The following is a 24,213-nucleotide window of genomic DNA, read 5'->3' as shown; positions in this document are numbered from 1 at the left end:
ATGTCGTTGTCCAGTTCCATCCTTCGCAAGCTGCCAGTTGCCGGCCTGATCGCCGCCACTCTCGGGCTCGCCGGCTGCTCGCAGGAGAAAGCCGAAGTCAAGGATATCATCCGCCCGGTCAAGGTCGTCGAGATCGCGCAGGCGCATGACACCCGCATGCTCTCCTATTCCGGCTCGGTGCGGGCCCGCACCGAGAGCGCCCTGGCTTTCCGGATCAACGGCAAGATCACCGAGCGCCTCGTCGACATCGGCCAGCATGTGGCGCCGGGCGATGTGCTCGCCCGCATCGATCCTTCCGATTACGACCTTTCGGTCAAGAGCGCTCAGGCCGCGCTCGATGCCGCCGAGCGGCAGGTCGAGACCGTCGACCTCGCCCGCAAGCGTGCCCAACAGCTTTTTACCAAGAACTTCGCGCCGAAGTCGCAGCTCGAACAGGCGACACTGACCTATGACCAGGCGGTCGCCACGCGTGACTCCGCCCGCTCGACACTTGACCAGGCCAAGAACCAGGTCGGCTATACCGACCTCAAGGCCGACAGGGAGGGCATCGTCACATCGGTCAACGCCGATGTCGGCCAGGTGGTTGGTTCCGGCACGCCTGTCGTCACCGTCGCCGTCGACGGCGAGAAGGAAGTGCTGATTGCGGTGCCGGAAATGGAAATCGCCGAATTCAAGCCGGGCAAACCAGTCAAGGCCGGTTTCTGGTCCGACAATACGCTGGCGCTAGAGGGCAAGGTTCGCGAAGTCGCCGGCAGCGCCGACCCGCAGTCGCGTACCTTTGCCGTCCGCGTCAGCCTGCCCAACGACCCGCGCGTGCTTCTCGGCATGACTGCCAACATCGAGGCGTCAGCGGCCAACGAAAAGCAGCTCGTCTCTATCCCGCTGAGCGCGCTGGCGCAGAAGGACAGCCAGTCGATCGTCTGGACCGTCGATCGTGGCGCCGACACCGTGCATGCCCGCTCGATCAAGGTTGCCGAGTTCGCCGCCGATGGCGTGCGTGTGGCGGAGGGACTGAAGCCTGGCGACGTCGTCGTTGCCGCCGGCACGCAGTTCATGACCGAGAACCTGAAGGTGAAACTTGCCGGCGGGGTGGCGCAGCAGTCCGCCTCCGCCGACGGTGATGACGCCAGCCGGCTGCGCTGACGACAGACAGATCGCCGCGCGTGCCGCGGCCACAGGTTTCCGGGCGGCGTGCGCCCGAAGGTCGAGACGTCTAGGCCGATGTACCCCCGCGTCGACCTTCGCGTCCCACCGCGATGAGTGTCTCTCCGCTCGGAAAGCCTCGCCGCCCGGAAGCCAGTATCGAACGCAGACGATTTCGTTCCGTGTGCCGCGCTTTCGCGGCACCAGGCGCCAACCAAGCAAAGTGGACCAGCACCGATGACGACCTCCACTGAAGAAAAGCGGCCCTTCAACCTTTCGCGCTGGGCCATCGGCCATCCCTCGATCGCGCGGTTCCTGTTCGGCCTGATCATCATCGCCGGCGGGCTCGGCCTGATGCGCATGGGCCAGAAGGAAGATCCCGACTTCACCTTCCGTGTCATGGTCGTGCAGGCGATCTGGCCGGGCTCCTCCATCCAGGAGATGGAAGACCAGGTCGTCAACAAGATCGAGCGTAAGCTGCAGGAAACGCCGCATCTCGATTTCGTCCGCTCCTTCACCCGCGCCGGCAGTGCCATCATCACCGTGCAGATCAAGGGCGACACCAATACCGCCGAGGTGACGGACGCCTTTTATCAGGTGCGCAAGAAGGTCGGCGACATATCGGGCGACCTTCCGCAGGGACTGCTTGGCCCCTATTTCAACGACGAGTTCGGTGACACCTTCATCACGCTGCATTCGATCAGCGGCGACGGCTTCTCCTATCCCGAGCTGAAGAAATTCGCCATCCAGGCCCGTGACATGCTTTTGACGACGCCCGGCGTCGAGAAGGCCGTCATCATCGGCGATCAGCCCGAAAAGCTCTACATCGACGTCTCGTCCAAGGCGCTGGCCGAACGCGGCCTGACGCTGACCGACCTGCAGAACGCCATCAAGGGCCAGAACAACGTCGATCCGGCCGGTTCCGTCGACACCGGCGTCAATTCGGTGCGCATCTCGGTCGAAGGCGACGTCACCAAGGCCGCCGACATCCGCGAATTGCGCCTGCGGGCCGGTGGTCAGGTCACCCGGCTCGGCGACATCGCCAGCGTCACCTCGGGGCTCCAGGATCCGTACCAGCGCAAGTACCGCTTCAACGGTCACGACAGCGTGCAGCTTGGCGTCGTCATGGCCAGGGGCTTCAAGGTCACCGATGTCGGCAAGGACGTCGAGGCAACCTACAAGCGCTTCGAGGAAGCGCTGCCCTATGGCGTCTCGGTCGACCAGATTTCCGACCAGCCGGGCGTCGTCACGGATGCGGTCAGCGAGTTCATGCATGCGCTTGGCGAAGCGCTGCTGATCGTGCTTGTCGTCTCGTTCCTGTCGATCGGCTGGCGCTCGGGGCTGGTCATCGCGATTGCCATTCCGCTGGTTCTGGCCGCCACCTTCGCCATCATGTACGAGCTCGGCATCGACCTGCAGCGCATCTCGCTCGGCGCCCTGATCATTGCACTCGGTCTGCTGGTCGACGACGCCATGATCGTCGTCGAGATGATGGAGCGCAAGCTGGAGGAGGGGCTGGTCAAGATCGAGGCGGCGAGCTTCGCCTATTCATCGACCGCATTCCCGATGCTGACCGGCACGCTGATCACCACCGCCGGCTTCATCCCGGTCGGTTTCGCCGCCTCCACTGCCGGCGAATATGTGCGCACCCTGTTCTACGTTGTCGGCATCGCGCTGGTCGTGTCGTGGTTCGTCGCGGTCTATTTCACGCCGTGGCTCGGCTATATGATCCTCAAGCAGCGCCAGCATGCCGGCAGCCATCACGATGCCTTCGACACGCGCTTCTACCGCCGGCTTCGCTCGACCGTCGGCTGGGCGGTGCGCCATCGCATCATCGTGCTTGTCATGACGCTGGTGACTTTCGGCACCAGCCTATGGGCATTCCAGTTCATTCCGCAGAATTTCTTCCCGCAATCGTCGCGGCCGGAAATCCTTGTCGACCTGTGGTTGCCGGAAGGCACCAGCATCAAGGAGGTCGAGACGCAGGCCAAGGCGCTGGAAGCCAAGATGATGGACGACAAGGACAAGCGCTTCATCGCCACCTATATCGGCGAGGGCGCCCCGCGCTTCTTCCTGCCGCTCGACCAGCAGCTCAGCAATCCGAACTTCGCCCAGATGCTGGTGATGGCCAATGACGAACCGGCGCGCGAGCGGCTGATCGCCAAGCTCCGCACGATCCTGGCTCAGGACTTCCCCTCGGTCCGCGCCAAGGTCGACCGCCTGTTCCTCGGGCCGCCGACCGGTTGGCCGGTGCAGATGCGCGTCATGGGTCCGGATCGGCAGGAGGTGCGCCGCATCGCCGACCAGGTGAAGGCGAAATTCCAGGAGAACCCGCTGCTCGGCGCCGTTCATGACGATTGGCTCGAACCCGTGCCGGCCATGAAGCTGGTCATAGACCAGGATCGCGCCCGCGCGCTCGGCGTCACCTCGCAGCGCATCCGTCAGATGCTGCAGGCATCGATGTCCGGCGCGCCGCTCGACGACTTCCGTGATGGCGAGGAGACGGTGTCCATCGTCGCCCGCGAGCCGGATGCCAGCCGCAGCCTGCTGTCCTCGGTCGATTCGGTCTACATCCCGACCGACTTCGGCGGCTTCGTGCCGCTGTCGCAGGTGGCCAAGGTGGTGCCGGTGCTGGAGCAAGGCATCGAATGGCGCCGCGACCGCCTGCCGACCATCAGCGTGCGCGCCACGTTGCCCGACGGCGTGCAGTCAAACGACGTCGTCACCAAGATGTACAATGACATGAAGAACCTGCGTGCGGGTCTGGCGCCCGGCTACAAGATCGAAATCCAGGGCGGTGCGGAGGATTCGGCGGAAAGCCAGGCTTCCATCGCCGCCAAGGCGCCGATCATGCTGGCCGTTATCGTCGTGCTGCTGATGATCCAGCTGCAGAACTTCGGCAAGGCGATGCTGGTGCTGGCCACTGGCCCGCTCGGCATCATCGGCGCTGCAGCGGCATTGCTGATCAGTGGCGCGCCGTTCGGCTTCGTCGCCATCCTGGGCGTCATCGCGCTGCTCGGCATCATCATGCGCAACTCGATCATCCTGGTCGACCAGATCGACCAGGACATCGCCAGAGGCATGGAACGCTCGGAGGCGATCATCGGCTCGGCCGTGCGCCGCTTCCGGCCGATCGTGCTGACGGCGATGACGGCGGTGCTGGCGCTGATCCCGATCTCGCGTGGCGTGTTCTGGGGCCCGCTCGCCTACGCCATGATGGGCGGCATCCTTGTTGCCACCGTGCTAACCATCCTGGTGCTGCCCGCGGGCTACGCTCTGTTCTTCGGCCGCGAGCCCAAGAAGCGTGACGTCGACGCCGCCGAAGCAGCCGTGACGGAACAGCCGGAGAGGCCGCAACTCGCGCTGGCGGCCGAATAGAGCGGCTCCGGGTCATCCGTCTCGCCACCGGTCGATGGCGGGTGACCCCGACGTGGCGAATGGGTCCGCCGGGCCGATCAAAAATGCTCTCCGGCGAGAGTTTCGCAAAACAGAATTCCTTCCCAGGGCCTTGAAGCGGTCCCATCCTGAGCGACACCGGAGCGGCAACGCTCCTCATCATCAGGATGTCTTCCCATGACGGAAAAACGGCAATTGCGGCTCGGCGCCTTCATGCGCCCTGTCAGTCTGCACACCGGCGCCTGGCGCTATCCGGGCGCCTACCCCGACGCCAATTTCAACTTCGCGCATCTGAAGCGCTTCGCACAGACGCTGGAGGCGGCGAAGTTCGACGCCTTCTTCATGGCCGATCATCTGGCCGTGCTCAACATGCCGATAGAAGCGCTGCGGCGCAGCCACACGGTGACCTCGTTCGAACCGTTCACGCTGCTGTCGGCACTGGCCGCCGTCACAGATCACATCGGTCTCATCGCCACCGCGTCGACGACCTTCGACGCGCCCTATCACATCGCCCGCCGCTTCGCGTCGCTGGACCACATCAGCGGTGGGCGCGCCGGCTGGAACATCGTCACCACGTCCAACCCCGATGCGGCGCTGAATTTCGGGCTGGACGACCATGTCGAGCATGACGAGCGCTATCATCGGGCGCGGGAATTCTACGATGTCGTGACCGGCCTGTGGGACAGTTTTGCCGACGATGCCTTCATCCGCGACGCCGAAAGCGGGCTCTATTTCGATCCGGCGCGGCTGCATGTGCTGGATCACAAGGGTGAACATCTTTCGGTGCGGGGTCCGCTCAACATAGCCCGCCCGGTGCAAGGCTGGCCGGTCATCGTGCAGGCCGGCGCGTCGGAAGCGGGGCGGCAGCTGGCCGCCGAGACGGCCGAGATGATCTTCGCCGCGCATGGTGATCTCCCCTCGGGGCAGCGCTTCTTTGCCGATGTCAAAAGCCGGGCGGAAAAACTCGGCCGCTCGCGCGACGACATCAAGATCCTGCCCGGCGCCTTCGTCGCCGTTGGCGACAGCGTCGAGGAAGCGCGGGACAAGCGCGCCAAACTTGACAGTCTGGTCTACTACGAGAGCGGCATCGCCTCGCTGTCGATCGCCCTCGGCCACGATGCATCGGCCTTCGATCCCGACGCCGCCTTGCCCGAAATTCCCGAAACCAACGCGAGCAGAAGCGGTCGCGAGCGTGTCATTGAACTGGCACGCACGGAAAACTTGACCGTGCGCCAGCTTGCCCAAAGACTGGGTGGCTATTCCGGCCTTGCCTTCGTCGGCACGCCGCAGACCATCGCCGACGAGATGGAGGAATGGCTGGTCGCCGAGGGATCGGACGGCTTCAACATCATGTTCCCCTATCTGCCCGCCGGGCTCGACGATTTCGTCGAGAAGGTGGTGCCCGAGTTGCAGCGGCGCGGCATTTTCAGGCGCCAGTATGAGGGTTCGACGCTGCGCGAGAATCTCGGCCTGAAGCGGCCGCCAAACCAGTTTTTCGGAGGCTCCGAAGCGGCCATTCGCAAGGCCGGCTGATGTCTCGGCGCAAGGAAAAACGGACGCGCCGAAGCGCGCCCGTTTTTATCGTTGGTGATGTCAGATAACAAAGTACCAGTTGGCGATCAGCATCACCGCCACGCCGGCGACCAGCGTCAGATAGGGCAGCATGCCTGCCTTCTTCACCGAAAGGTCGGCGCCCGTCATGCCGAGGTCGGCCAGCATATGGTCGGGGAACTTGCCGCCGTCCTGGATGTAATGGCGGAAGCAGAAAACCGGGATGATCAGTGCCGCGGTGATCAGGCCGGCCCACAATGCCATCGGGTTCCACACCTTGGCGCCGGCGCCCATGAAGATCGCGTTGACGTAGGCGAAGATGGCTCCGATCCCCAGCAGCCAGCTCGGCGCCTTCCAGGGCCGGGCGATATGACCGTTGTCGATGCGGTGGATCCAGCCGGCATTGAGGTTGAGGAAGTTGAAGATGATGTAGCCGCAGTTCGACACGGCGAGGATAAAGAAGAAGCTCGTCGCGTCGGCGGAGGCAATCGCCAGCACGATCAGGTTGAAGACGAGATCGGTCCACATGGCTCGCGTCGGCGCGCCGTGCTCGTTGACGTGGCTGAGGTAGCGCGGCAGCCAGCCATCGACCGAGCCCTGGTAGAGCGTGCGCGAGGAGCCAGCCATCGCCGTCATGATGCACAGCACCAGCGCCAGGATCATCAGCATCACCAGCAGGCTGTGGATCAGCGCGCCCCCACCGACCATGCCGGCCAGCGCGTCGGCCACGCCGGAGCCGTCGACGATCGGCGTTGCCAGCATGCCGTTCAGGCCGAGTACGCCCTGGAAGGTGAAGGGCACGAGGATGAACAAGAGCATGCAGAGCAGGCCGGAATAGAAGATCGCCTTGAACGTGTCGGTGCCCGGGTTCTTGAACTCGGAGGTGTAGCAGACGGCGGTCTCGAAGCCGTAGGTCGACCAGGCGGCGATGAACATGCCGCCCAGCACCAGCGTCCAGCCGGCGATATTCCAGGCGCCGGGCTCGGGCGCGTAGGCGGCGGCCAGCGGCACCAGCGGCGAGAAGTTGGCCCAGTTGATCTGCCCGGTGACGATCGGCACGACGCCGACGATCAGCATCGGGATGATGACCAGCAGGCCGATATATTTCTGCACGTTGGCGGTACCCAGGATGCCGCGATGCTGGATCGAGAAGATGATCAGCATCAGCACCGCGCCGATGAAGAAGGTCGCATTGAAGGTGAAGGAGACCGGACCCAGCGTGTGGCTGTACAGCGTCCAATTGCGGATAGCCGGTGTCGCGGCCGCGGTCACTGCGGTGATGGCGTCGGCGGGTGCCGTTCCGGCATGCGCCGCGATATAGGCGACGACTTCCGCCGAGGCCTCGGTGAACAGCGGCACCGGCGCCAGCGCGTTGAGGATGTAGGCGGCGGCGATCGAACAGCCGAGCGACAGCACCGGCGACCAGGCGAACCAGTTGCACCATACAGACAGCGGCGCGATGAACTTGGAATAGCGCAGCCAGGCCGTGGCGCCGTAGATCGAGGCGCCGCCCGACTTGTTCGGGAACAGGCCGGCGATCTCGGCATAGGTGAAGGACTGCAGGAAGCCCATGATCATGGACACCGTCCAGATCAGGAAGGCCAGCGTCCCGGTCGTGCCGGCGATGCCGCCGATCGAAAACAGGACCAGCGCCGGAACGCCGCTCGCCACCCAGAAGGCGCCGCGCCAGTCGATATGCCTGAGCAGCTTGCTTTCGGCAGGCTGGTCCAGGACCGTGCTTATGGTGCTCATGTCAGTGACTTCCCCTTTTTGTAAGTGTTCCCCGCCGGCGGTGCCTCGGCTTTGCGAAGCTTGCTCCCCGGCACAATGTTTGCACGATTCCGGTGTTTCCACTCAGTCGTATTTTTTTCTTAAGAGTGAAGATTGATCCGGCGCGCTTTCAGGTCAAGCGTTTTGTGAAGCCATGCACATCACGCTTGCGAAACAGGCTCTTGCCTTCTCCCACAAGGGTGAGAAGGCAAGGGTTGCAATGCTCAGGAGCGTGGTCTGGTCTTCTGCGGATCGTAATGGGCGAAGGCAACGACATGTGCCGGCAGCCTCTTGGCATGACCATCGAGCTTGCCGATTTCGACCTCGGTGCCAACAGCGGCGTGGGTGACGTCGAGCCGCGCCAGCGCGATGTTCTTGTTCAGCACTGGCGAGCGCATGCCTGACGTGACGACGCCGATCTGGGCGCGTCCGACATGGACGCAGTCGCCATGGCCGACCGCGACATTGCTGTCGATTTCGAGCCCGACCAGTTTGTTCTGCGGGTTTTCCTTGCGCCGGATCAGCGCCTCGCGGCCGATGAAGTCGTCGGTCTTGGTCTTCAGCGGCACGGTAAAGCCGATGCCCGCCTCGAACGGGTCTGTCTGGTCCGAGAATTCGTAGCCGGCGAAGATCAGCCCGGCCTCGATGCGCACCATGTCAAGCGCCTGCAGCCCCATCGGTTTCAGCCCATGCGGCTGGCCGGCTTCCCAGATGGCGTCGAACACTTTCTCGGCGTCGCGCGGATGGCACCAGATCTCGTAGCCGAGTTCGCCGGTGTAGCCGGTGCGCGAGACGACGACCGGAATGCCGCCGCCGATGCGGGCGACGGCGAAGCGGAACCATTCCAGTTCGTCGATCGACGGTTGCAGCGGCGAGGTCCAGATCACCTCGCGAAGGATGTCGCGGCTCTTCGGCCCTTGCACGGCGACATTGTGCATCTGGTCTGTCGACGAGCGCACCAGCACGTTGAGGCCGAGTTTTTTCGCCGTCTCGCGCAGCCATTCGCCGGACAGATCATCGCCCCCGACCCAGCGGAAATTGTCCTTGCCGAGCCTGAGCAGCGTGCCGTCGTCGATCATGCCGCCATGCTCGTAGCACATCGCCGAATAGACGACCTGGCCGACGCCGAGTTTCTTGACGTCGCGGGTCAGCGTGTATTGCAGCAGCGCTTCGGAGTCCGGGCCGGTGACCTCGAACTTGCGCAACGGCGACAGGTCCATGATCACCGCGTCCTGGCGGCAGGCCCAGTATTCGGCGATCGGCCCTTCCTTGGCGAAGGAATTGGCCAGCCAATAGCCCCTGTATTCTGAGAAGTCGCGGGTGTGCTTGGCGAAGCTCGAATGAAAGGCGGTCTCGCGGGTCATTTTGGGTTCCGAATCGGGCGTCATGCGTCTGGCGATCGCTCGCGAGAATTTGTGCTGGCCGGAATAGGTCCGCACGTGGATGTCGGTCGGGTCCCAGCCATTGGCCGGCGTCGTATCGTCAGGGCAGGCGGAGGAGACGCAGACGATGTCGGTCAACGCCCTGAGCAGGACATAATCGCCGGGCCGCGACCATGGCTCGTCGGACACCATGACGCCATGCGCGTCGATCGCCGTGTTGAAGAAGAAGTTGATAGCCATCCAGCCCGCGCGGGGATTGACGCCCTTGTCGGCCAGCGCGCGGTTGAAATTCTCGGAGCAATTGGTGTGCCCGGGGTAGCCGATATCGTCGTAATATTTGGCCGCGCAGGCGAGCGCGAAGGCGTCGTGCCGGCCACAGGTGTCCTGGACCACCTCGACAAGCGGTTCCATGTCCTGGTCGTAGTATTTCGAATGCAGACCGGGCATCGGATAGCTCGCGCCCATCAGCGTGCGGGTCGTCGTCACGTCGAGCGGATGGTCGAGGCCCTTGTCCAGCTTGCGCGCCGAAAAGCACTGGAAGTCGGTGCACTGGCGCCCGTCGACATCGATGATCTGCAGATAGTCGCCGGCCTTGACGAAGTAGGATTCCGCCGTCGCCGAATGGACGCGCAGATCGAGCACCGGATCGGCGAGCGGATCGGCAAGTTGTGATCGGGCTGCGGGGCGGATGGTGGCGCGCCGCGCGATGACGGTGAGAGGTGTTGCCGTGTCATGGCGATCGACCAGCATCGGTCCCCCGGGTGCGGCAATCAGCACCGCACCATCGCGGGCGACGCTAAAACCCTGCTCCGTGCCTGCGGGTGTCGCGCCGCTGAACACGCGAACCGCCCTTGCCTGATCAAGCTGCACATGGCGTCGCTCGAGTCCGCGACGCACTGAAGCGAGGCTGTCATCGCCCTCGGCGAGCAGTGCCTTGATGCCGGCGGCATTGCTGTTGGATTTCTCACCGAGGATGCCCGGATCGGTCGCGCCGGTGCTGTCCCACGCCAGCAGTTCGCAAGCCTGGCCGCCTTCGACGTTGCGCACGCTGATCGTGTCACCGGCCTCGATCTCGATGAGCACCGCGCCGCTGCCCTGGATCGTATAGCGCTCCATGCCCGGCGGCAGCGCGATCTGCCCCGGCCTCAAGATAAGGCTGGGCCTGGGCGGTCCGGCGGCAATGGCAGGGTAGGGCGACTGGCTCATCTCAGCCTTGCGGTTCGAGAAACAAGTTTGCCTGTGTGTGAAATTATTTTAGCGGTAAGAATAGCAGGGGCGTCACGTTTGGCAAGGCAATGGTGGCGTAAGCTCCCCCTTCTCCCCCTTGCGGGAGAAGGTGTCGCCGAAGGCGACGGATGAGGGGTGTTCCAGCGGAGTGAGACGTTGGCGTTCCCTGGAGCACCCATCATCCGTCTCGGCGCTATCGCGCCGATCCACCTTCTCCCACAGGGGGAGAAGGAAGAGCCGCTCACAAACGCTGCGCTAGTTCCTCTGAATGCGCGATCGCCACACCATATTCCGCAGCCGAATCCAGCATCGTGTGCCAAAGGCTCTCGGCAAACGTCGCGAACACCAGAACGTTGAACTCTGCCAGCCCGTCCGCCCGGTCTGCGCCGCGCCAGAGCGTGACGCTGGTGTGGTCCATCGAGGTCGCGGCTGCCGCGCCAACCGGGAACGCGGTTGGGTGCAAATCGATCGATGACAGTTTCGCCAGCATAGTGCGCACCTTGTCCCCGGAAATGTTGATCAAGACCCGTGCATGCGATTGGTCCGACAGCGAGGCGGAGCCGGAGAATGCCGGCGCCAGCATCTGCGTCGTGTGCTTGCCACCCGTCGACAGCACGAAAAACTGATCCGGTCCCGACCAGATCAGCGTGGCGTCCGAGGCCTGGACAACCGTTGGCGAATTCGGGGCCGCGACGCCAAAATGGGCCTTCGCATCCTTCGCCAGCTCCGCCGCCTTGCCGCGCCGTGCCATCACCTGGACCAGGTCGAAATTGCGGATCTCTCTCAGCGANCTTCGCCAGCTCCGCCGCCTTGCCGCGCCGTGCCATCACCTGGACCAGGTCGAAATTGCGGATCTCTCTCAGCGAAACACCGGCATCGCCTTGCGCACCATGCGCACCTGACACGAGCGCATGCTCCAGCGGACTGCGAACTTCCCAGGAAAACTCAACCACGCTGGCGCCCTCCATCCGGATCGTAGAAGACGGGATTGCAGAGTTCGACATCATAGTCCTCGCCGCGCAGCGGATCGTGCGCATGGACGATCTCGCCGATCCGCTCACGGCCGCGTTCGACCAGGCCGAGCCCGATCCACTGGTCCAGCGTCGGCGAGAAGCAGACCGAGGTGACATAGCCTTGGTCGTTGCCGGGGCCCGGTGTCTGCCCCTTCGGGATGATATGCGCGCCGGAGCGCAGCCGGCGTGCCTTGTCGGCCGGCTTGATGCCGACCACGACCTGCCGGTCCGGCGCCACCAGCGCCTCGCGGCCGGCCATCACCCGACCGACGAAATCCTTCTTGGTCGACATCATCTTGCCCAGGCCAAGATCGGCCGCGGTCGTCGTGCCGCTCAGCTCCGGACCGGCGACATGGCCCTTTTCGACACGCATCACGCCAAGCGCTTCGGTGCCATAGGGCGTCACGCCAAACGGCTTTCCGGCCAGCATCAGATTGCGCGCCATGGCCTCGCCAAAACGCGCCGGCACCGAGATCTCGAATGCCATCTCGCCCGAGAACGAAATGCGGAACAGCCGCGCCTTGATGCCGCGGCGCAAGCGGACTTCGCGTGCGCCCATGAACGGAAAACCTTCGTTGGAAAGGTCTTCGGCGGGGTCGACGATTTCCCTGAGCAGGTCCCGTGTCTTCGGTCCGGCAATCGAGAACTGCGCCCATTGGTCGGACACCGACGTCAACTGAACGTCGAGTTCGGGAAACAGCACCTGCCGGCAGAATTCGAGATGCTGCATCACCAGCCCGGCCTTGGCGGTGGTGGTGGTCAGGAAATAATGATCCTCGGCCAGCCGCGAGGTTGTGCCGTCGTCATAGACGATGCCGTCCTCGCGCAGCATCAGCCCGTAACGCGCCTTGCCGACGGCGAGGTTGGAGAAAGTGTTGATGTAGACGCGGTCGAGGAAGGCGCCGGCATCCGGGCCATGCACGTCGATCTTGCCGAGCGTCGAGACATCGCAGAAGCCGACGCCCGAGCGCACTGCCTTGACCTCGCGGGTCACCGATTCCAGCCAGTCCTTCTCGCCGGCGCGAGGGTACCATTGCGCCCGCTTCCAGAGGCCGGTGTCGACGAAGATGGCGCCCTGTTCGGCGGCCCAGTGATGCGACGGCGTCAGCCGCGTCGCGTGGAACGTCTCGTCGCGGTGATGGCCGGCGAAGGCGCCGATGGCGACGGGCACGTAAGGCGGCCTGTAGATCGTCGTGCCGGTCTCCGGAATGGAGCGGCCGCTCACCGCCGCCATGATGGCGAGGCCGGCGACATTCGAGGTCTTGCCCTGGTCGGTCGCCATGCCCAGCGTGGTGTAGCGCTTCAGATGCTCGACCGATTCGAAACCCTCGCGCTGGGCGAGTTCGATATCGGAGGCCGTGACATCGTGCTGCTGGTCGACGAACGCCTTGCCCTTGCCGCTGACGTGCCAGAGCGGTGTCAGCGAGAAAGCCTCGTCGTCGGCGATCGGCGCCGAGCCTGGCTTGCCGCTGCGCCCGGCGTCGAGCGCGGCTGTTGCACCAGCAGCGAACCCTTCGGTCAGGCAGGCCCCCAGCCCGAAGGCGCCGGCAGCCGCCCCGGCGGCGACCATGCCGGGAGGCGCGCCATCGGGTACGAAGGCAGCAATGTCGTCGCGCCATTTCGGCCGGCCGCGATGATAGGAGGTCAGCCCGACCGCCGGGTTCCAGCCACCAGAAACGGCGAGCCCGTCCGCCTCCACCTCGGCGCGCGCGCCGCCGGTCAGCGATACCGCGATTTTCCTCACGCCATCCTTGCCGCCATCGACGCCGCTGACGGCGCCATGCAGCACCGGGAAGCCGCCCTTGGACGCCAACGAACGGCGGGCCGCAGAGACGTCGGCCCGCGCGTCGATCACCGCCGCGATCTGCAGTCCGGCGCCGAGAGCCGTCTCGACCGTGCGCCAGCCATCCTCATTGTTGGTGAACAGCGCGATGCGCTTTGCCGGTGCTGCGGCGTAGTGCGTGACATAGGTCCGCATCGCGGAAGCCATTATCACGCCAGGCGTGTCGTTGCCGGCAAAGACGATCGGCCGCTCGATGGCGCCCGCCGCGACAACGCAGCGTTTGGCGACGATCCGCCACAAGCGCTGGCGCACCTCATGCTCCGGCGGCGAGGGCAGATGATCGTTGACCCGCTCGATCGCGCCATAGGTGCCGCCATCATAGACGCCGAACAGTGTCGTGCGGGTCATGATGCGGACGTCGGGCATGTCGGTCAGTTCGGCCAAGGTGCGCGACAGCCACTCGGCCGCCGGTACGCCATCGATCGTGCCGCCATCCGACAGCAGGCGGCCGCCGGGGACAAAATCCTCTTCGCACAGGATGACGCGGGCACCAGCGCGGCCGGCAGCCAGTGCCGCCGCCAGGCCGGTCGGGCCGGAACCGGCGATCAGCACGTCGCAATGCGCCCAGGTCTTGTCGTAGTGGTCGGGATCGGCAATGCCGGCTGCGCGCCCGAGGCCGGCGGCGCGGCGGATCGCTGGCTCGTAGATCGCTTCCCAGAACTTGGCCGGCCACATGAAGGTCTTGTAGTAGAAGCCGGCGACGAAGATCGGCGCGAACAATTGGTTCACCGACATCACATCGTGGCGCAGCGACGGCCAGCGGTTCTGGCTGGCGGCCTCGAGCCCTTCATAGAGTTCGGCTGTCGTTGCCTTGGTGTTCGGCTCGCGGCGTGCGCCCGTGCGCAGTTCGACCAGCGCATTGGGCTCTTCCGAGCCTGCAGTGAGTATGCCGCGCGGACGATGATATTTGAAAGAGCGGCCGACCAGCTTGACGCCGTTGGCGACCAGCGCCGAGGCCAGCGTGTCGCCCTGGAAGCCGGAAAAGCTCTTGCCGTCGAAGCGGAAATTCAGCGACGCCGAGCGGTCGATGAGGCCGCCGGATGAGAGGCGATGGGATTGGCTGGAGCTCACGATTGCCGGACTTCCGTGAGTTCGATGAAATGCGACAGGGCTGCGCCTTCCCTTACCCTCCCCCCTGTGGGGAGGGTCGCTGCGCAGCAGCGGGGTGGGGGTCNCGACAGGGCTGCGCCTTCCCTTACCCTCCCCCCTGTGGGGAGGGTCGCTGCGCAGCAGCGGGGTGGGGGTGCGGCGCTGACCCCCACCCGGACCTGCGGTCCGACCTCCCCACCAGGGGGAGGTAGGGGGCTGGCGATTCTCGCGACGGCTGGTGTCTCGACAGAAAAATTCATTTCGCAGCCAGCCTCGCACCAACACCCGCCGCCGACTCCACGGCCGAAATCTCGTGCGTCAGCGTGTTGCGGGTGATCTTCAGCCAGGCCCGGCAGCCACCGCCGTGGTACCAGTACTCGCTGGTGTCACCGGCGATGTTGTCGCGCAAATAGACATAATCGAAGACCTCGTCTTCCGAAGCGCCGGCCACTGGGCGCACTGGCTTGGCATCGCCGAGATAAGTGAACTCGCCGAGTTCGCGTTCACCGCAGAAGGGACAGACAATACGCATGTGACCGTCCTCAGTGAAGGTTCGGTTGGGCGCCCTGGCCCTTCTCGTCGATCACGGCACCAGTCCGGAACCGGTCGAGGCGGAACCGTGCCGCCTCCTTGTGGGATTCTTCGCGAGCCAGGAGGTGTGCAAAGACGAAGCCCGAGCCCGGCGTCGCCTTGAAGCCGCCATAACACCAGCCGGCATTGAGATAGAGCCCGTCCACCGGCGTCTTGTCGATGATCGGCGAGCCGTCCATCGACATGTCCATGATACCGCCCCACTGGCGCAGCAGGCGCACACGGCCGATCATCGGCATCAGCGCCATGCCGCCCTCGCAGACATCCTCCATCACCGGCAGGTTGCCGCGCTGGGCATAGGAATTATAGCCATCGATGTCGCCGCCGAAGACCAACCCGCCCTTGTCCGACTGGCTGACATAGAAATGGCCGGCGCCGAAGGTCATGACACCCGGGATGAGCGGCTTGATCGCCTCGGAGACGAAGGCCTGCAGCACATGGCTTTCGATCGGCAGGCGCAAGCCGGCCATCGCCGCGACGCGCGAGGAGGAACCAGCCACCGCCATGCCGACCTTGCCGGCGCCGATCTTGCCGCGCGAGGTCTCGACGCCGGTCACCTTGCCGTTGGAGTCACGGACGAAGCCCGTCACCTCGCAGTTCTGGATGATATCGACGCCGAGCGCGCTTGCCGCATGGGCATAGCCCCAGACCACGGCATCGTGCCGTGCCGTGCCGCCGCGCCGCTGCAGCAATCCGCCCTGCACGGGAAAACGCGCATTGTCGTAGTTCAGGAACGGGATCATCTTCTTGACCGCGGCGAGGTCGAGCAGTTCGGCATCGATGCCGTTGATGCGCATGGTGTTGCCGCGCCGCGCATAGGCGTCGCGCTGTGCGTCGGAATGATAGAGATTGATGACGCCGCGCTGGCTGACCATCGTGTTGTAGTTGAGGTCCTGCTCCATCCGCTCCCACAGCTTCATCGACAATTCGTAGAAGCCGGTATTCCCGGGCAGGCCGTAATTGGAGCGGATGATGGTGGTGTTGCGGCCGGCATTGCCGGAGCCGATCCAGCCCTTTTCGAGCACGGCGACATTCCTGATGCCGTATTCGCTGGCGAGGAACCATGCGGTCGCAAGGCCATGGCCGCCGCCGCCGATGATCACCACGTCGTAGCGATCCTTCGGCGTGGCATCGCGCCAGGTGCGCTGCCAGTTCTTGTGGCCGGAGAGGGCGGCGCGGGCGAGCGAGAAGATCGAGTATTTCATTGCGTCATTCCAAGGCCGCTCGCCCTACACCGGATTCTTTTTTGACGCATCGGATTTGCCCGAAAACCGCTTCACACTTTTCGGTCCGATGCTTTTAGATATCCAGCGTGTGGTCGCGCTCCCATTGCGTGAAGTGCGAAGCATAGGAATTCCATTCCTGGTGCTTCAGCTTTAGGTATGCCGACGAAAATTCCTCACCCAGCGCCGCCTTGAGCGATTTGTCGTTGTCGAACTCGCGCAGCGCGTCGAGCAGGTTGAGCGGCAGCTTCGGTGCGTCGGTGACGGTATGGCCGAGCTGGTACATGTCGATGTCGTAGCGCTTGCCAGGATCGGCCTTGGAGCGGATGCCGTCGAGACCGGCGGCGATGATGACGGCTTGCAGCAAATAGGGGTTGGCCGCGCCGTCGGGCAGGCGCAGTTCGAAGCGGCCGGGTCCCGGCACGCGCACCATGTGGGTGCGGTTGTTGCCGGTCCAGGTCACCGTGTTCGGCGCCCAGGTCGCGCCCGAGATGGTGCGCGGCGCGTTGATGCGCTTATAGGAATTGACCGTCGGATTGGTGATCGCGGCAAGCGCCGAGGCGTGCTTCATGATGCCGCCGAGGAAGTTTTTGCCCTTGGCCGACAGGCCGAGTTCCATCGAGTTATCGGCGAACACATTGGTCTTGCCAGTCTCGTCCCACACCGAGATATGGGCATGGCAGCCATTGCCGGTCAGCCCCTGGAAGGGCTTTGGCATGAAGGTCGCGCGCAGGCCGTGCTTTTCCGCGATCGACTTGACCATGAACTTGAAGAAGGAGTGCTTGTCGGCGGTCGCCAGCGCATCGTCGAAGGCCCAATTCATCTCGAACTGGCCGTTGGCATCCTCGTGGTCGTTTTGATAGGCGCCCCAGCCGAGCGCCAGCATGTGATCGCAAATCTCGGCGATGACATCGTAGCGCCGCATCACCGCTTGCTGGTCGTAGCAGGGTTTCGAGGCCGTGTCGTATTCGTCGGAAATCGTCTTGCCGTCGGGTGAGATCAGGAAGAACTCGGCCTCGACGCCGGTCTTCACATGCATGCCGTCGCTGGCGGCCTCCGTGATCAATCGCTTCAGTGTGTTGCGCGGCGCCTGGTCGACCTCCTTGTCGTCCATGATGCAGTTGGCGGCGACCCAGGCGACTTCGGGCTTCCACGGCAACTGGATCACCGAGGTGGGATCCGGAACCGCCAGCATGTCGGGATGCGCCGGCGTCAGGTCGAGCCAGGTGGCGAACCCGGCAAAGCCGGCGCCATCCTTCTGCATGTCGGCGATTGCCTGCGCCGGCACCAGCTTGGCGCGCTGCCCACTGAACAGGTCAGTGTAGGAAATCATGAAATATTTGACGTTTTTCGCCCTTGCGAATTCTGCAAGATCAGCTGTCACGGAAGTTCCCCATTTTGTCGATTGTTGGCCCTAGAGCATAGGGCCTTCGGCCCTTCGTTGATTAGAAGCCGTTCTTCCCCGGTATCCAGTTGGTGCCGGCCAGCGGCACGCCGGCCATGGCGGCTGCCTCGATCGTCAACGCAACGAGGTCCTCGGGTTCGAGATTGTGCAGGCTGTTCTTGCCGCAGGCGCGGGCGATGGTCTGAGCCTCCAGCGTCATCACCTTGAGGTAATTCGCCAGCCGGCGGCCGGCGGCCACCGGATCGACCCGCTTCATCAGTTCCGGGTCCTGCGTGGTGATGCCGGCGGGGTCGCGGCCCTCATGCCAGTCGTCATAGGCGCCGGCCGTCGTGCCGAGCTCGTTGTACTCCGCCTCCCAGTGCGGATCATTGTCGCCGAGCGCGACGAGCGCGGCGGTTCCGATCGAGACTGCGTCGACGCCAAGCGCCAGCGCCTTGGCGACATCGGCACCGTTGCGGATGCCGCCCGAGACGATCAGCTGCACCTTGCGGTGCATGCCCAGATCCTGCAGCGCCTGTACCGCGGGCCTGATGCAGGCAAGCGTCGGCTGGCCGACATTCTCGATGAACACTTCCTGCGTCGCGGCAGTGCCGCCCTGCATGCCGTCGACCACGACGACATCGGCGCCGGCCTTCACCGCAAGCGCTGTGTCGTAATAGGGCCGGGCGCCGCCGACCTTGACGTAGATCGGCTTTTCCCAGTCGGTGATTTCGCGCAATTCCAGGATCTTGATCTCGAGATCGTCGGGGCCGGTCCAGTCGGGGTGACGCGAGGCCGAGCGCTGGTCGATGCCTTTCGGCAGCGTGCGCATTTCGGCGACGCGGTCGGAAATCTTCTGGCCAAGCAGCATGCCGCCGCCGCCCGGCTTGGCGCCCTGGCCTACGACGACTTCGATCGCGTCGGCGCGGCGCAGGTCGCGCAGGTTCATGCCGTAGCGCGACGGCAGATATTGATAGACCAGCTGCTTGGAATGGCCGCGCTCTTCCTCGGTCATGCCGCCATCACCGGTCGTGGTCGAGGTGCCGGACAGTGTTGCGCCGCGCCCGAGCGCCTCTTTGGCCGGACCCGACAGCGAGCCGAAGCTCATGCCGGCGATGGTGATCGGGATTTTCAGCTCGATCGGCTTCTTGGCATGACGCGAACCCAGCACCACGCTGGTGTCGCAGCGCTCGCGATAGCCTTCGAGCGGATAGCGCGAGATCGAGGCGCCCAGGAACAGGAGGTCGTCGAAATGCGGCAGCTTGCGCTTGGCGCCGGCGCCACGGATGTCATAGATGCCGGTCGCCGCGGCGCGGCGGATTTCGGAAAGCGTGTAGTCGTCGAAGGTCGCGGATTTGCGCGGCGTCGTCGGCGGGTTGCGATAGGTCATGCTGCCTCAATACGCGTCGGCGTTGTCGATATTGAAATTGTAGAGCGTGCGCGCCGAGCCATAGCGCTTGAACTCAGACGGCTTGACGCCGGTGACGCCGGCGCGGTCGAGCAGCCCCTGCAGCAATTGCAGATGTTCGGGCCGCATCTCCTTGGGGATGCAGTCGGCGCCCAGGCTGCCGACGTTGCCGCGCACGAACAGGCGCGCCTCGTAGATGGAATCGCCCAGCGCGTCGCCGGCATCGCCCAACACCACCAGATTGCCGGATTGTGCCATGAAGGCCGACATATGGCCGATATTGCCGTGCACGACGATGTCGATGCCCTTCATCGAGATGCCGCAGCGCGACGAAGCGTTGCCCTCGATGACCAGCAGGCCACCCTTGCCGGTGGCGCCGGCATACTGGCTGGCATCGCCCTTGATGGTGATCGAGCCCGACATCATGTTCTCGCCGACGCCTGGGCCGGCCGAGCCATGCACGGTGATGGCGCTGCCGGAGTTCATACCGCCGCAATAGTAGCCGACGCTGCCGCGCACATCGATGGTGACAGGCTGATCGACGCCGACGGCGACGGAATGGCTGCCTTTCGGGTTCAACACTTCCCAAGCGGTCTCGTTCGAGCCGGGAGCCAGGTTGTGCAGCGCCTGGTTGAGCTCGCGCAGCGACATCTGGTCGAGGTCGAACACCCGAGAGGCGTGGTCGCTCGCCGCCGTCTTTGAAAGGTTAATTGCCGGCATGAATTCAATGCTCCCAGAAATAGACGGTTGCGGGTTCCGGTTCCCAGACCCTCGCATTGTCTATGCCGGGCAGTTTGGTCAGCGCGCGATATTCCGAACCGAAGGCGACATACTGGTCGGTCTCGGCCATCACTGCGGGCTTGCAGGCGATCGGATCGCGTACCACGCCAAAGCCGTTCTTGGTGCCGACGACGAAGGTGAAGAAGCCGTCGAGGTCGGAGAGCGTGCCCTCCAGCGCCTCGCCCAGGTTCTTGCCATGCGCCATCTGCGATGAGAGATAGGCGGCCGCCACCTCGGTATCGTTCTCGGTCTCGAATTTCATGCCTTCGCGGATCAGCTCGCGGCGGACATTGTTGTGGTTGGACAGCGAGCCATTGTGCACCAGGCACTGATCGGCGCCGGTCGAGAATGGGTGCGCGCCCATCGTCGTCACCGCCGATTCCGTCGCCATGCGGGTGTGGCCGATACCATGCGTGCCGGTCATCTTGCGGACGTCGAAGCGGTCGACGACCGCTTCCGGCAGGCCGACTTCCTTGTAGATCTCGACGACGTCGCCGGCGCCCATGATGCGAATATCGGGACGCAGGGCCTGGATGGCCTCGCGTGCTTGGTCGATCTTGGCGGGCTCGGTCCTGACGACGGCGTGCGTCGATTTCACCGCGATCTTCACCGGCGCGCCGATAGCCTTGGCAAGGTCGGCTTCAAGGCCGCGGAAATCGTGTTCCGGCTTGGCTGACTGGATGGTGATCTTGGCCTCGTTGCCTGACGGCGCGCCATAGATTGCAATGCCTGCGCTGTCGGGGCCGCGATCGCTGAGCGAGACCAGCATTTCCGACAGCATGGCGCCGAGCTTCGGCTCCAGCGCCTTGTCCTTCAAGAAAAGTCCGACGATTCCGCACATGTCAGCCTCCCGACGTTTGTGGCTCCGAAATGATGTATCGAATGAATGTCCTAAATTCAATCGTATGAAAAAAATTTTCCTCTAGTTACATATGCGGCGCAATGCCGCCTTGTGGGTCATCGCCTCTGTCGCGGGTCTTGTGAACCCAAAGCGCATGGCGGACCCGGGCGAGTTTGTAAGCGTCGAGGATGGACAGCGCGTAGATCAGGACGCCGCCGGCATGGCGGCCGATGAAGCTGGCGTCGGACGGCGCAATCTTGGCGGTCACCCACGCCAGGATCACCATGAAGAAGAGAAACTGCAGGCCACGCACCGGCACGCCGAGAATGACATGTCCACTTGCCGGCAACAGGATTGCGGCTCCGAGAACAAGGTAGGGATTGGTCGGGGCGGAAATGGTGGCGGAGTCGGTCATGCGGCCTGCCGTTCATGTCTGTTGATGGCATCGCGAAGCGCCGACATCGACACCAGCAGCCTTTCGATCAGCGCCGGATCGAGTGCCGTGCCGCCAAATTCGGCTTGCCGGAAAACACCGTAACGGGCCCGCTCGGCCTCGGCCAGCAGCCAGACGATGCGCACCCCGTTCGGCGTGATCAGCAATTCCTTGGCGCGTCCTTCGGCGAAGATCTCGATATGGCTGGCGATGAGGCTCTGCGGAAATCGCGCGCCTCTTTTGTCGGTGCGCAGGATTGCCTCGGCTGGAAATCCAGGAGCCTTGGGCAGCGTATGCTCGAGGTGATCGAAATTGGAGAACGTCGTCGGCGAGCCTGGCCGCATCATCATGTCGAAAATGGCTGGGACCGTGACCTTTTCGGTGAGCGAGACGCTGAGCCAGCGCGCCGGCAGCTTTCTTGTCGCCAGCGTATCGACAATGGTGCGCAACTGAACGCGCTGGCCGTTCCACGAGCCTTCCCAGGTGATCACGCCGACGGTGCCGTCCGAGACATTGGCCGCGTCGGCAATGACGCCGCGAACGCGGGCTTCTTCGCCGGCGAGCGCCGCTAAATCTCTCTTGCGGCTGCGGTGCGCCAGCCACGCAAGGTGAAGGACTAGAGCCAGGACAATTACCCCGGCGAGCAGTGCTGACGTCACCTCGGACATGTTGTCATGCCAGGTCTGCCCGGGATCCGGACGGACCGTCTCCCATCAATAGCCCTGCGGTTTTGGCCACGGCATGGTGAACTGTTCGCCGCGCCGCACGAATTTGTAGCGGTAGAAATGGAACCACAGCGAGATCAGGAAGTAGAAGGCGACCATGGCGATCAGCTGCGAGCCGAAGCCGAGGAAGATGGCGAAGAAGGTCACCACGCACAGGCAGAACAGCACGATCGCCGGCAGCGGATGGAAGGGGTGGGTGTAACCGCGGCGGATCGAACCCAGCGGCCACTTCTTGCGGAACATCATGATGTTGATGCTCATGAAAGTGTATTGCAGCACGCCTGACAGAATCGAGAAGGTGATCGCCTGGTTGAGGTCGGCGATGAAGGCGAAGGCCAGCGCGATCGGCAGCAGGAACAGGATCGAACGGTAGGGCGTGCGATATTTCGGATGCACGGCCGAGAACCAGCTCGGCAGATAGCGGTCACGGCCAAGCGAGAACCACGCGCGCGCTGCGTCATTGATGCAGCCATTGGCCGATGCCAGAGCCGCAAGCAGCGTTGCGACGAACAACAGGTTTTCCAGCAGCGGGCTGCCGGTCAGCTTGCCCGCGTCCCACAGCGGGTAATAGGTGATGCCGAGATATTCCCAGGGCATCAGCGAGGCGCAGACATACCAGGTCATGGCGGCTGCGATCAGAAGCGTGATCATGCCGGCCATGGTTCCGTAGGGCAGCGAGCGGGCCGGCGAGCGCACTTCCTCGGCGGCCTGCGTGGTGCCCTCGATGCCGAGATAATACCAGATGCCGAACTGGAAGGCGGCGATGACGCCGATCCAGCCATAGGGCAGCGCATTACCGGGCGTGACCAGCTCGTTGAGCTTCAGCACCGCCCCTTGCGTCCAAGGGCTGACCGAGAAGAACAGGATGACGATCGAGACATAGGCGATTGCCGTGATGACGAAATTGACGTTGAGCGTCATCAGCACGCCGCGGTAGTTGAGCCATGCCAGCACCACGATGGTGGCGGCGATGAAGGAATTGTGGGTGAGCCCTTCGACGCCGGCCTTGGCGACGATGGTGTCGCCGAGCAGGATGGCATCGGACACTTCCAGCATCGTATAGGCAAAGACCAGGAACAGCGCGACGTTGAAGGCCATCAGCGGTCCGACGATGTGCTTGGCCTGCGCGTACTGGCCGCCGGCGGCGGCGACTGTCGACGTCACCTCGGAATCGATCATGGCGACCGAGGTGTAGAGCAGGCCGACCACCCAGCAGACGATCAGGGCTGCCAGCGCGCCGCCCTTGTCGGCCGAGAAGTTCCAGCCGGTGAACTCGCCGACCAGAACGATGCCGACCCCGAGCGCCCAGACATGGGCCGGGCCGAGTACCCTCAGCAGCGATACCCGGTCGCCGTGAATGGTGGTGGTGATGGTATTCTCAACCGCGGCGGTCATCGATCAGTCCCCACTCAGATCCGGTGTTTTTCGGAGGCGGCTTCAAGCTCGCCTTCGCGCGACGAGGTCAGAACGTCCTCGGAGTAGGTCGTATCGACCTTGAACCAGTCGTAAAGCATCCACAGCGCGAGCACGATCGAGATGCCCCAGCATGCGTAAGAGAGTGCCACCCACATGATCTTGCCCCCGATTGCGCGTCGTCGAAACTTTTATTTGTCTTCGAACTTCTCGTTGATGACATCGCGATATTCACGGTCGGATGCCCGGAACAAGAACACGAAATAGCCGATCAGGACCGCTGCCATGACGATCAGCGTCGGCCAGTCGATGATGTAGTGGAAGCGGTTCTGGATGATGTCGTGCGCCGTCTCCGGCGTATAGCCGAGCTTTTCCCAGATCGACGCCATGGTCGGATTCTGGCCGAGCGCTTCCCATGTCTTGGCGTCGAGCGCGTCGATGGATTTCGCGGCACCGGCAAGGCCGAGCTTCAGCGGCAGCCACAGGGCCACGAAGATGGCGACGACAACGACGGCGATATCGAAGACTTGCCCGGCCTTGCTCTGCTCCGGCGGCGTGTAGCGCGGCATGTTCTTGATCCTCAGGAGTTGCTGTTGCGGGCCGCGTCGGCATTCTTGATGTCGAGGCCGTAGATGAATTCCTTGTCTTCCTTGTAGTGTTTGACCATCGCCAGGATGGCGGCCGTGTTGAAGATCAGCACGGCGGCGGCGGCAATCGCGACGACGGCCTTGATGCCGCCATGCGGAATGTATGGCCATGTCATGAAGAGGACGAAGAGGATCGTCGCCCACAGGCAGATGATCAGCAGCGCGGAGCCGCGCAAGTCGGAACGATACAGCGCCTCGATGCGCTCTTGCAGGTCTGACATCGGTTTTCCCCTTTTTCCGGCGAACGGTCTTGAATCCTCCGCGCGCCGCTCTCTTTCAAGAGAGTGAAATTTTTTTCATAAATTCAGGCCGATTTCCGCAATTGTCAAGACGAATTTACGCAGAGTTAACCGT

The 24,213-nt window shown here is 63.8% G+C and carries 19 protein-coding genes; 3 read left to right on the top strand and 16 right to left on the bottom strand.

Features of this window, described 5'->3' with window-relative positions; translation table 11 throughout:
• The 3 genes from X743_RS161405 (at position 1) to X743_RS161415 (ending at position 6,072) form a co-directional block, all read left to right on the top strand.
• Positions 1-1,143: an efflux RND transporter periplasmic adaptor subunit gene (locus X743_RS161405; protein ID WP_023764616.1), complete on the top strand. Its 1,143-nt coding sequence runs from the start codon at positions 1-3 to the stop codon at positions 1,141-1,143.
• Positions 1,144-1,380: 237 nt separating this feature from the next.
• Positions 1,381-4,521, top strand: a complete 3,141-nt coding sequence (locus X743_RS161410; protein ID WP_023764615.1) for an efflux RND transporter permease subunit — start codon at positions 1,381-1,383, stop codon at positions 4,519-4,521.
• A 195-nt stretch (positions 4,522-4,716) separates the two neighbouring features.
• Entirely contained in the window at positions 4,717-6,072 is a 1,356-nt protein-coding gene (locus X743_RS161415) for an LLM class flavin-dependent oxidoreductase (RefSeq protein WP_023764614.1), read from the top strand.
• Between the two features lie 60 nt (positions 6,073-6,132).
• Here X743_RS161415 and X743_RS161420 read toward each other — a convergent pair whose 3' ends face one another.
• The 16 genes from X743_RS161420 to X743_RS161485 form a co-directional block, all read right to left on the bottom strand.
• On the bottom strand, positions 6,133-7,842 hold the full coding sequence (locus X743_RS161420) for an APC family permease (RefSeq protein WP_023764613.1): 1,710 nt from the start codon (positions 7,840-7,842) through the stop codon (positions 6,133-6,135).
• A 242-nt stretch (positions 7,843-8,084) separates the two neighbouring features.
• On the bottom strand, positions 8,085-10,448 hold the full coding sequence (locus tag X743_RS161425) for an aminomethyltransferase family protein (RefSeq protein WP_023764612.1): 2,364 nt from the start codon (positions 10,446-10,448) through the stop codon (positions 8,085-8,087).
• Between the two features lie 262 nt (positions 10,449-10,710).
• A complete protein-coding gene (locus tag X743_RS01000000168725) occupies positions 10,711-11,220 on the bottom strand; it encodes a sarcosine oxidase subunit gamma family protein (RefSeq protein ID WP_023764611.1) in 510 nt (169 codons plus the stop codon).
• 194 nt (positions 11,221-11,414) lie between these two features.
• Positions 11,415-14,396, bottom strand: coding sequence for a sarcosine oxidase subunit alpha (locus X743_RS161430; protein ID WP_023764609.1), 2,982 nt, complete (start codon positions 14,394-14,396; stop codon positions 11,415-11,417).
• 274 nt (positions 14,397-14,670) lie between these two features.
• Complete coding sequence (locus X743_RS161435) at positions 14,671-14,946, bottom strand: sarcosine oxidase subunit delta (RefSeq protein WP_023764608.1); 276 nt, start codon at positions 14,944-14,946, stop codon at positions 14,671-14,673.
• 10 nt (positions 14,947-14,956) lie between these two features.
• A complete protein-coding gene (locus tag X743_RS161440; RefSeq protein WP_023764607.1) occupies positions 14,957-16,210 on the bottom strand; it encodes a sarcosine oxidase subunit beta family protein in 1,254 nt (417 codons plus the stop codon).
• A 94-nt stretch (positions 16,211-16,304) separates the two neighbouring features.
• On the bottom strand, positions 16,305-17,612 hold the full coding sequence (gene glnT / locus X743_RS161445; protein WP_023764606.1) for a type III glutamate--ammonia ligase: 1,308 nt from the start codon (positions 17,610-17,612) through the stop codon (positions 16,305-16,307).
• Between the two features lie 61 nt (positions 17,613-17,673).
• Positions 17,674-19,002: an FMN-binding glutamate synthase family protein gene (locus X743_RS161450; protein WP_023764605.1), complete on the bottom strand. Its 1,329-nt coding sequence runs from the start codon at positions 19,000-19,002 to the stop codon at positions 17,674-17,676.
• A 6-nt stretch (positions 19,003-19,008) separates the two neighbouring features.
• Positions 19,009-19,740, bottom strand: a complete 732-nt coding sequence (locus X743_RS161455) for a GXGXG domain-containing protein (RefSeq protein ID WP_023764604.1) — start codon at positions 19,738-19,740, stop codon at positions 19,009-19,011.
• Positions 19,741-19,744: 4 nt separating this feature from the next.
• Entirely contained in the window at positions 19,745-20,641 is an 897-nt protein-coding gene (locus X743_RS161460) for a glutamine amidotransferase family protein (RefSeq protein WP_013896781.1), read from the bottom strand.
• 85 nt (positions 20,642-20,726) lie between these two features.
• Positions 20,727-21,056 (bottom strand): hypothetical protein, encoded by a 330-nt coding sequence (locus X743_RS01000000168720; protein WP_023764603.1) that lies wholly within the window; start codon positions 21,054-21,056, stop codon positions 20,727-20,729.
• Entirely contained in the window at positions 21,053-21,742 is a 690-nt protein-coding gene (locus tag X743_RS161465) for a hypothetical protein (protein ID WP_023764602.1), read from the bottom strand. The genes X743_RS01000000168720 and X743_RS161465 overlap by 4 nt, the downstream gene beginning before the upstream one ends.
• Positions 21,743-21,787: 45 nt before the next feature.
• Positions 21,788-23,194 carry an APC family permease gene (locus X743_RS161470; RefSeq protein ID WP_023764601.1) on the bottom strand — a complete coding sequence of 469 codons (1,407 nt, stop codon included), beginning with the start codon at positions 23,192-23,194 and terminating at the stop codon, positions 21,788-21,790.
• A gap of 14 nt (positions 23,195-23,208) precedes the next feature.
• Complete coding sequence (locus X743_RS1000000170420) at positions 23,209-23,370, bottom strand: hypothetical protein (RefSeq protein WP_023764600.1); 162 nt, start codon at positions 23,368-23,370, stop codon at positions 23,209-23,211.
• Between the two features lie 33 nt (positions 23,371-23,403).
• Positions 23,404-23,781 (bottom strand): hypothetical protein, encoded by a 378-nt coding sequence (locus X743_RS161480; protein ID WP_023764599.1) that lies wholly within the window; start codon positions 23,779-23,781, stop codon positions 23,404-23,406.
• A gap of 11 nt (positions 23,782-23,792) precedes the next feature.
• On the bottom strand, positions 23,793-24,080 hold the full coding sequence (locus tag X743_RS161485; RefSeq protein WP_023764598.1) for a hypothetical protein: 288 nt from the start codon (positions 24,078-24,080) through the stop codon (positions 23,793-23,795).
• Positions 24,081-24,213 lie beyond the last annotated feature (133 nt).

It is taken from the genome of Mesorhizobium sp. LNHC232B00 (assembly GCF_000502435.1).
Lineage (GTDB): Bacteria > Pseudomonadota > Alphaproteobacteria > Rhizobiales > Rhizobiaceae > Mesorhizobium > Mesorhizobium opportunistum.
Note: the sequence above shows the minus strand (reverse complement) of the source record. Positions and strands in the feature narration are given on the sequence as shown.

Excerpts from the sequence above, each read along its gene's own strand:
- X743_RS161460 (WP_013896781.1), bottom strand. The coding sequence starts at position 20,641 with ATGTGCGGAATCGTCGGACTTTTCTTGAAGGACAAGGCGCTGGAGCCG.
- X743_RS161425 (WP_023764612.1), bottom strand. The coding sequence starts at position 10,448 with ATGAGCCAGTCGCCCTACCCTGCCATTGCCGCCGGACCGCCCAGGCCC.
- X743_RS1000000170420 (WP_023764600.1), bottom strand. The coding sequence starts at position 23,370 with ATGTGGGTGGCACTCTCTTACGCATGCTGGGGCATCTCGATCGTGCTC.
- X743_RS161450 (WP_023764605.1), bottom strand. The coding sequence starts at position 19,002 with ATGACCTATCGCAACCCGCCGACGACGCCGCGCAAATCCGCGACCTTC.
- X743_RS161485 (WP_023764598.1), bottom strand. The coding sequence starts at position 24,080 with ATGTCAGACCTGCAAGAGCGCATCGAGGCGCTGTATCGTTCCGACTTG.
- X743_RS01000000168720 (WP_023764603.1), bottom strand. The coding sequence starts at position 21,056 with ATGACCGACTCCGCCACCATTTCCGCCCCGACCAATCCCTACCTTGTT.
- X743_RS161435 (WP_023764608.1), bottom strand. The coding sequence starts at position 14,946 with ATGCGTATTGTCTGTCCCTTCTGCGGTGAACGCGAACTCGGCGAGTTC.
- X743_RS161405 (WP_023764616.1), top strand. The coding sequence starts at position 1 with ATGTCGTTGTCCAGTTCCATCCTTCGCAAGCTGCCAGTTGCCGGCCTG.
- X743_RS161420 (WP_023764613.1), bottom strand. The coding sequence starts at position 7,842 with ATGAGCACCATAAGCACGGTCCTGGACCAGCCTGCCGAAAGCAAGCTG.
- X743_RS161465 (WP_023764602.1), bottom strand. The coding sequence starts at position 21,742 with ATGTCCGAGGTGACGTCAGCACTGCTCGCCGGGGTAATTGTCCTGGCT.
- X743_RS161455 (WP_023764604.1), bottom strand. The coding sequence starts at position 19,740 with ATGCCGGCAATTAACCTTTCAAAGACGGCGGCGAGCGACCACGCCTCT.
- X743_RS161470 (WP_023764601.1), bottom strand. The coding sequence starts at position 23,194 with ATGACCGCCGCGGTTGAGAATACCATCACCACCACCATTCACGGCGAC.
- X743_RS161440 (WP_023764607.1), bottom strand. The coding sequence starts at position 16,210 with ATGAAATACTCGATCTTCTCGCTCGCCCGCGCCGCCCTCTCCGGCCAC.
- X743_RS161415 (WP_023764614.1), top strand. The coding sequence starts at position 4,717 with ATGACGGAAAAACGGCAATTGCGGCTCGGCGCCTTCATGCGCCCTGTC.
- X743_RS161480 (WP_023764599.1), bottom strand. The coding sequence starts at position 23,781 with ATGCCGCGCTACACGCCGCCGGAGCAGAGCAAGGCCGGGCAAGTCTTC.
- X743_RS01000000168725 (WP_023764611.1), bottom strand. The coding sequence starts at position 11,220 with ATGGCACGGCGCGGCAAGGCGGCGGAGCTGGCGAAGGATGCGAAGGCC.
- X743_RS161410 (WP_023764615.1), top strand. The coding sequence starts at position 1,381 with ATGACGACCTCCACTGAAGAAAAGCGGCCCTTCAACCTTTCGCGCTGG.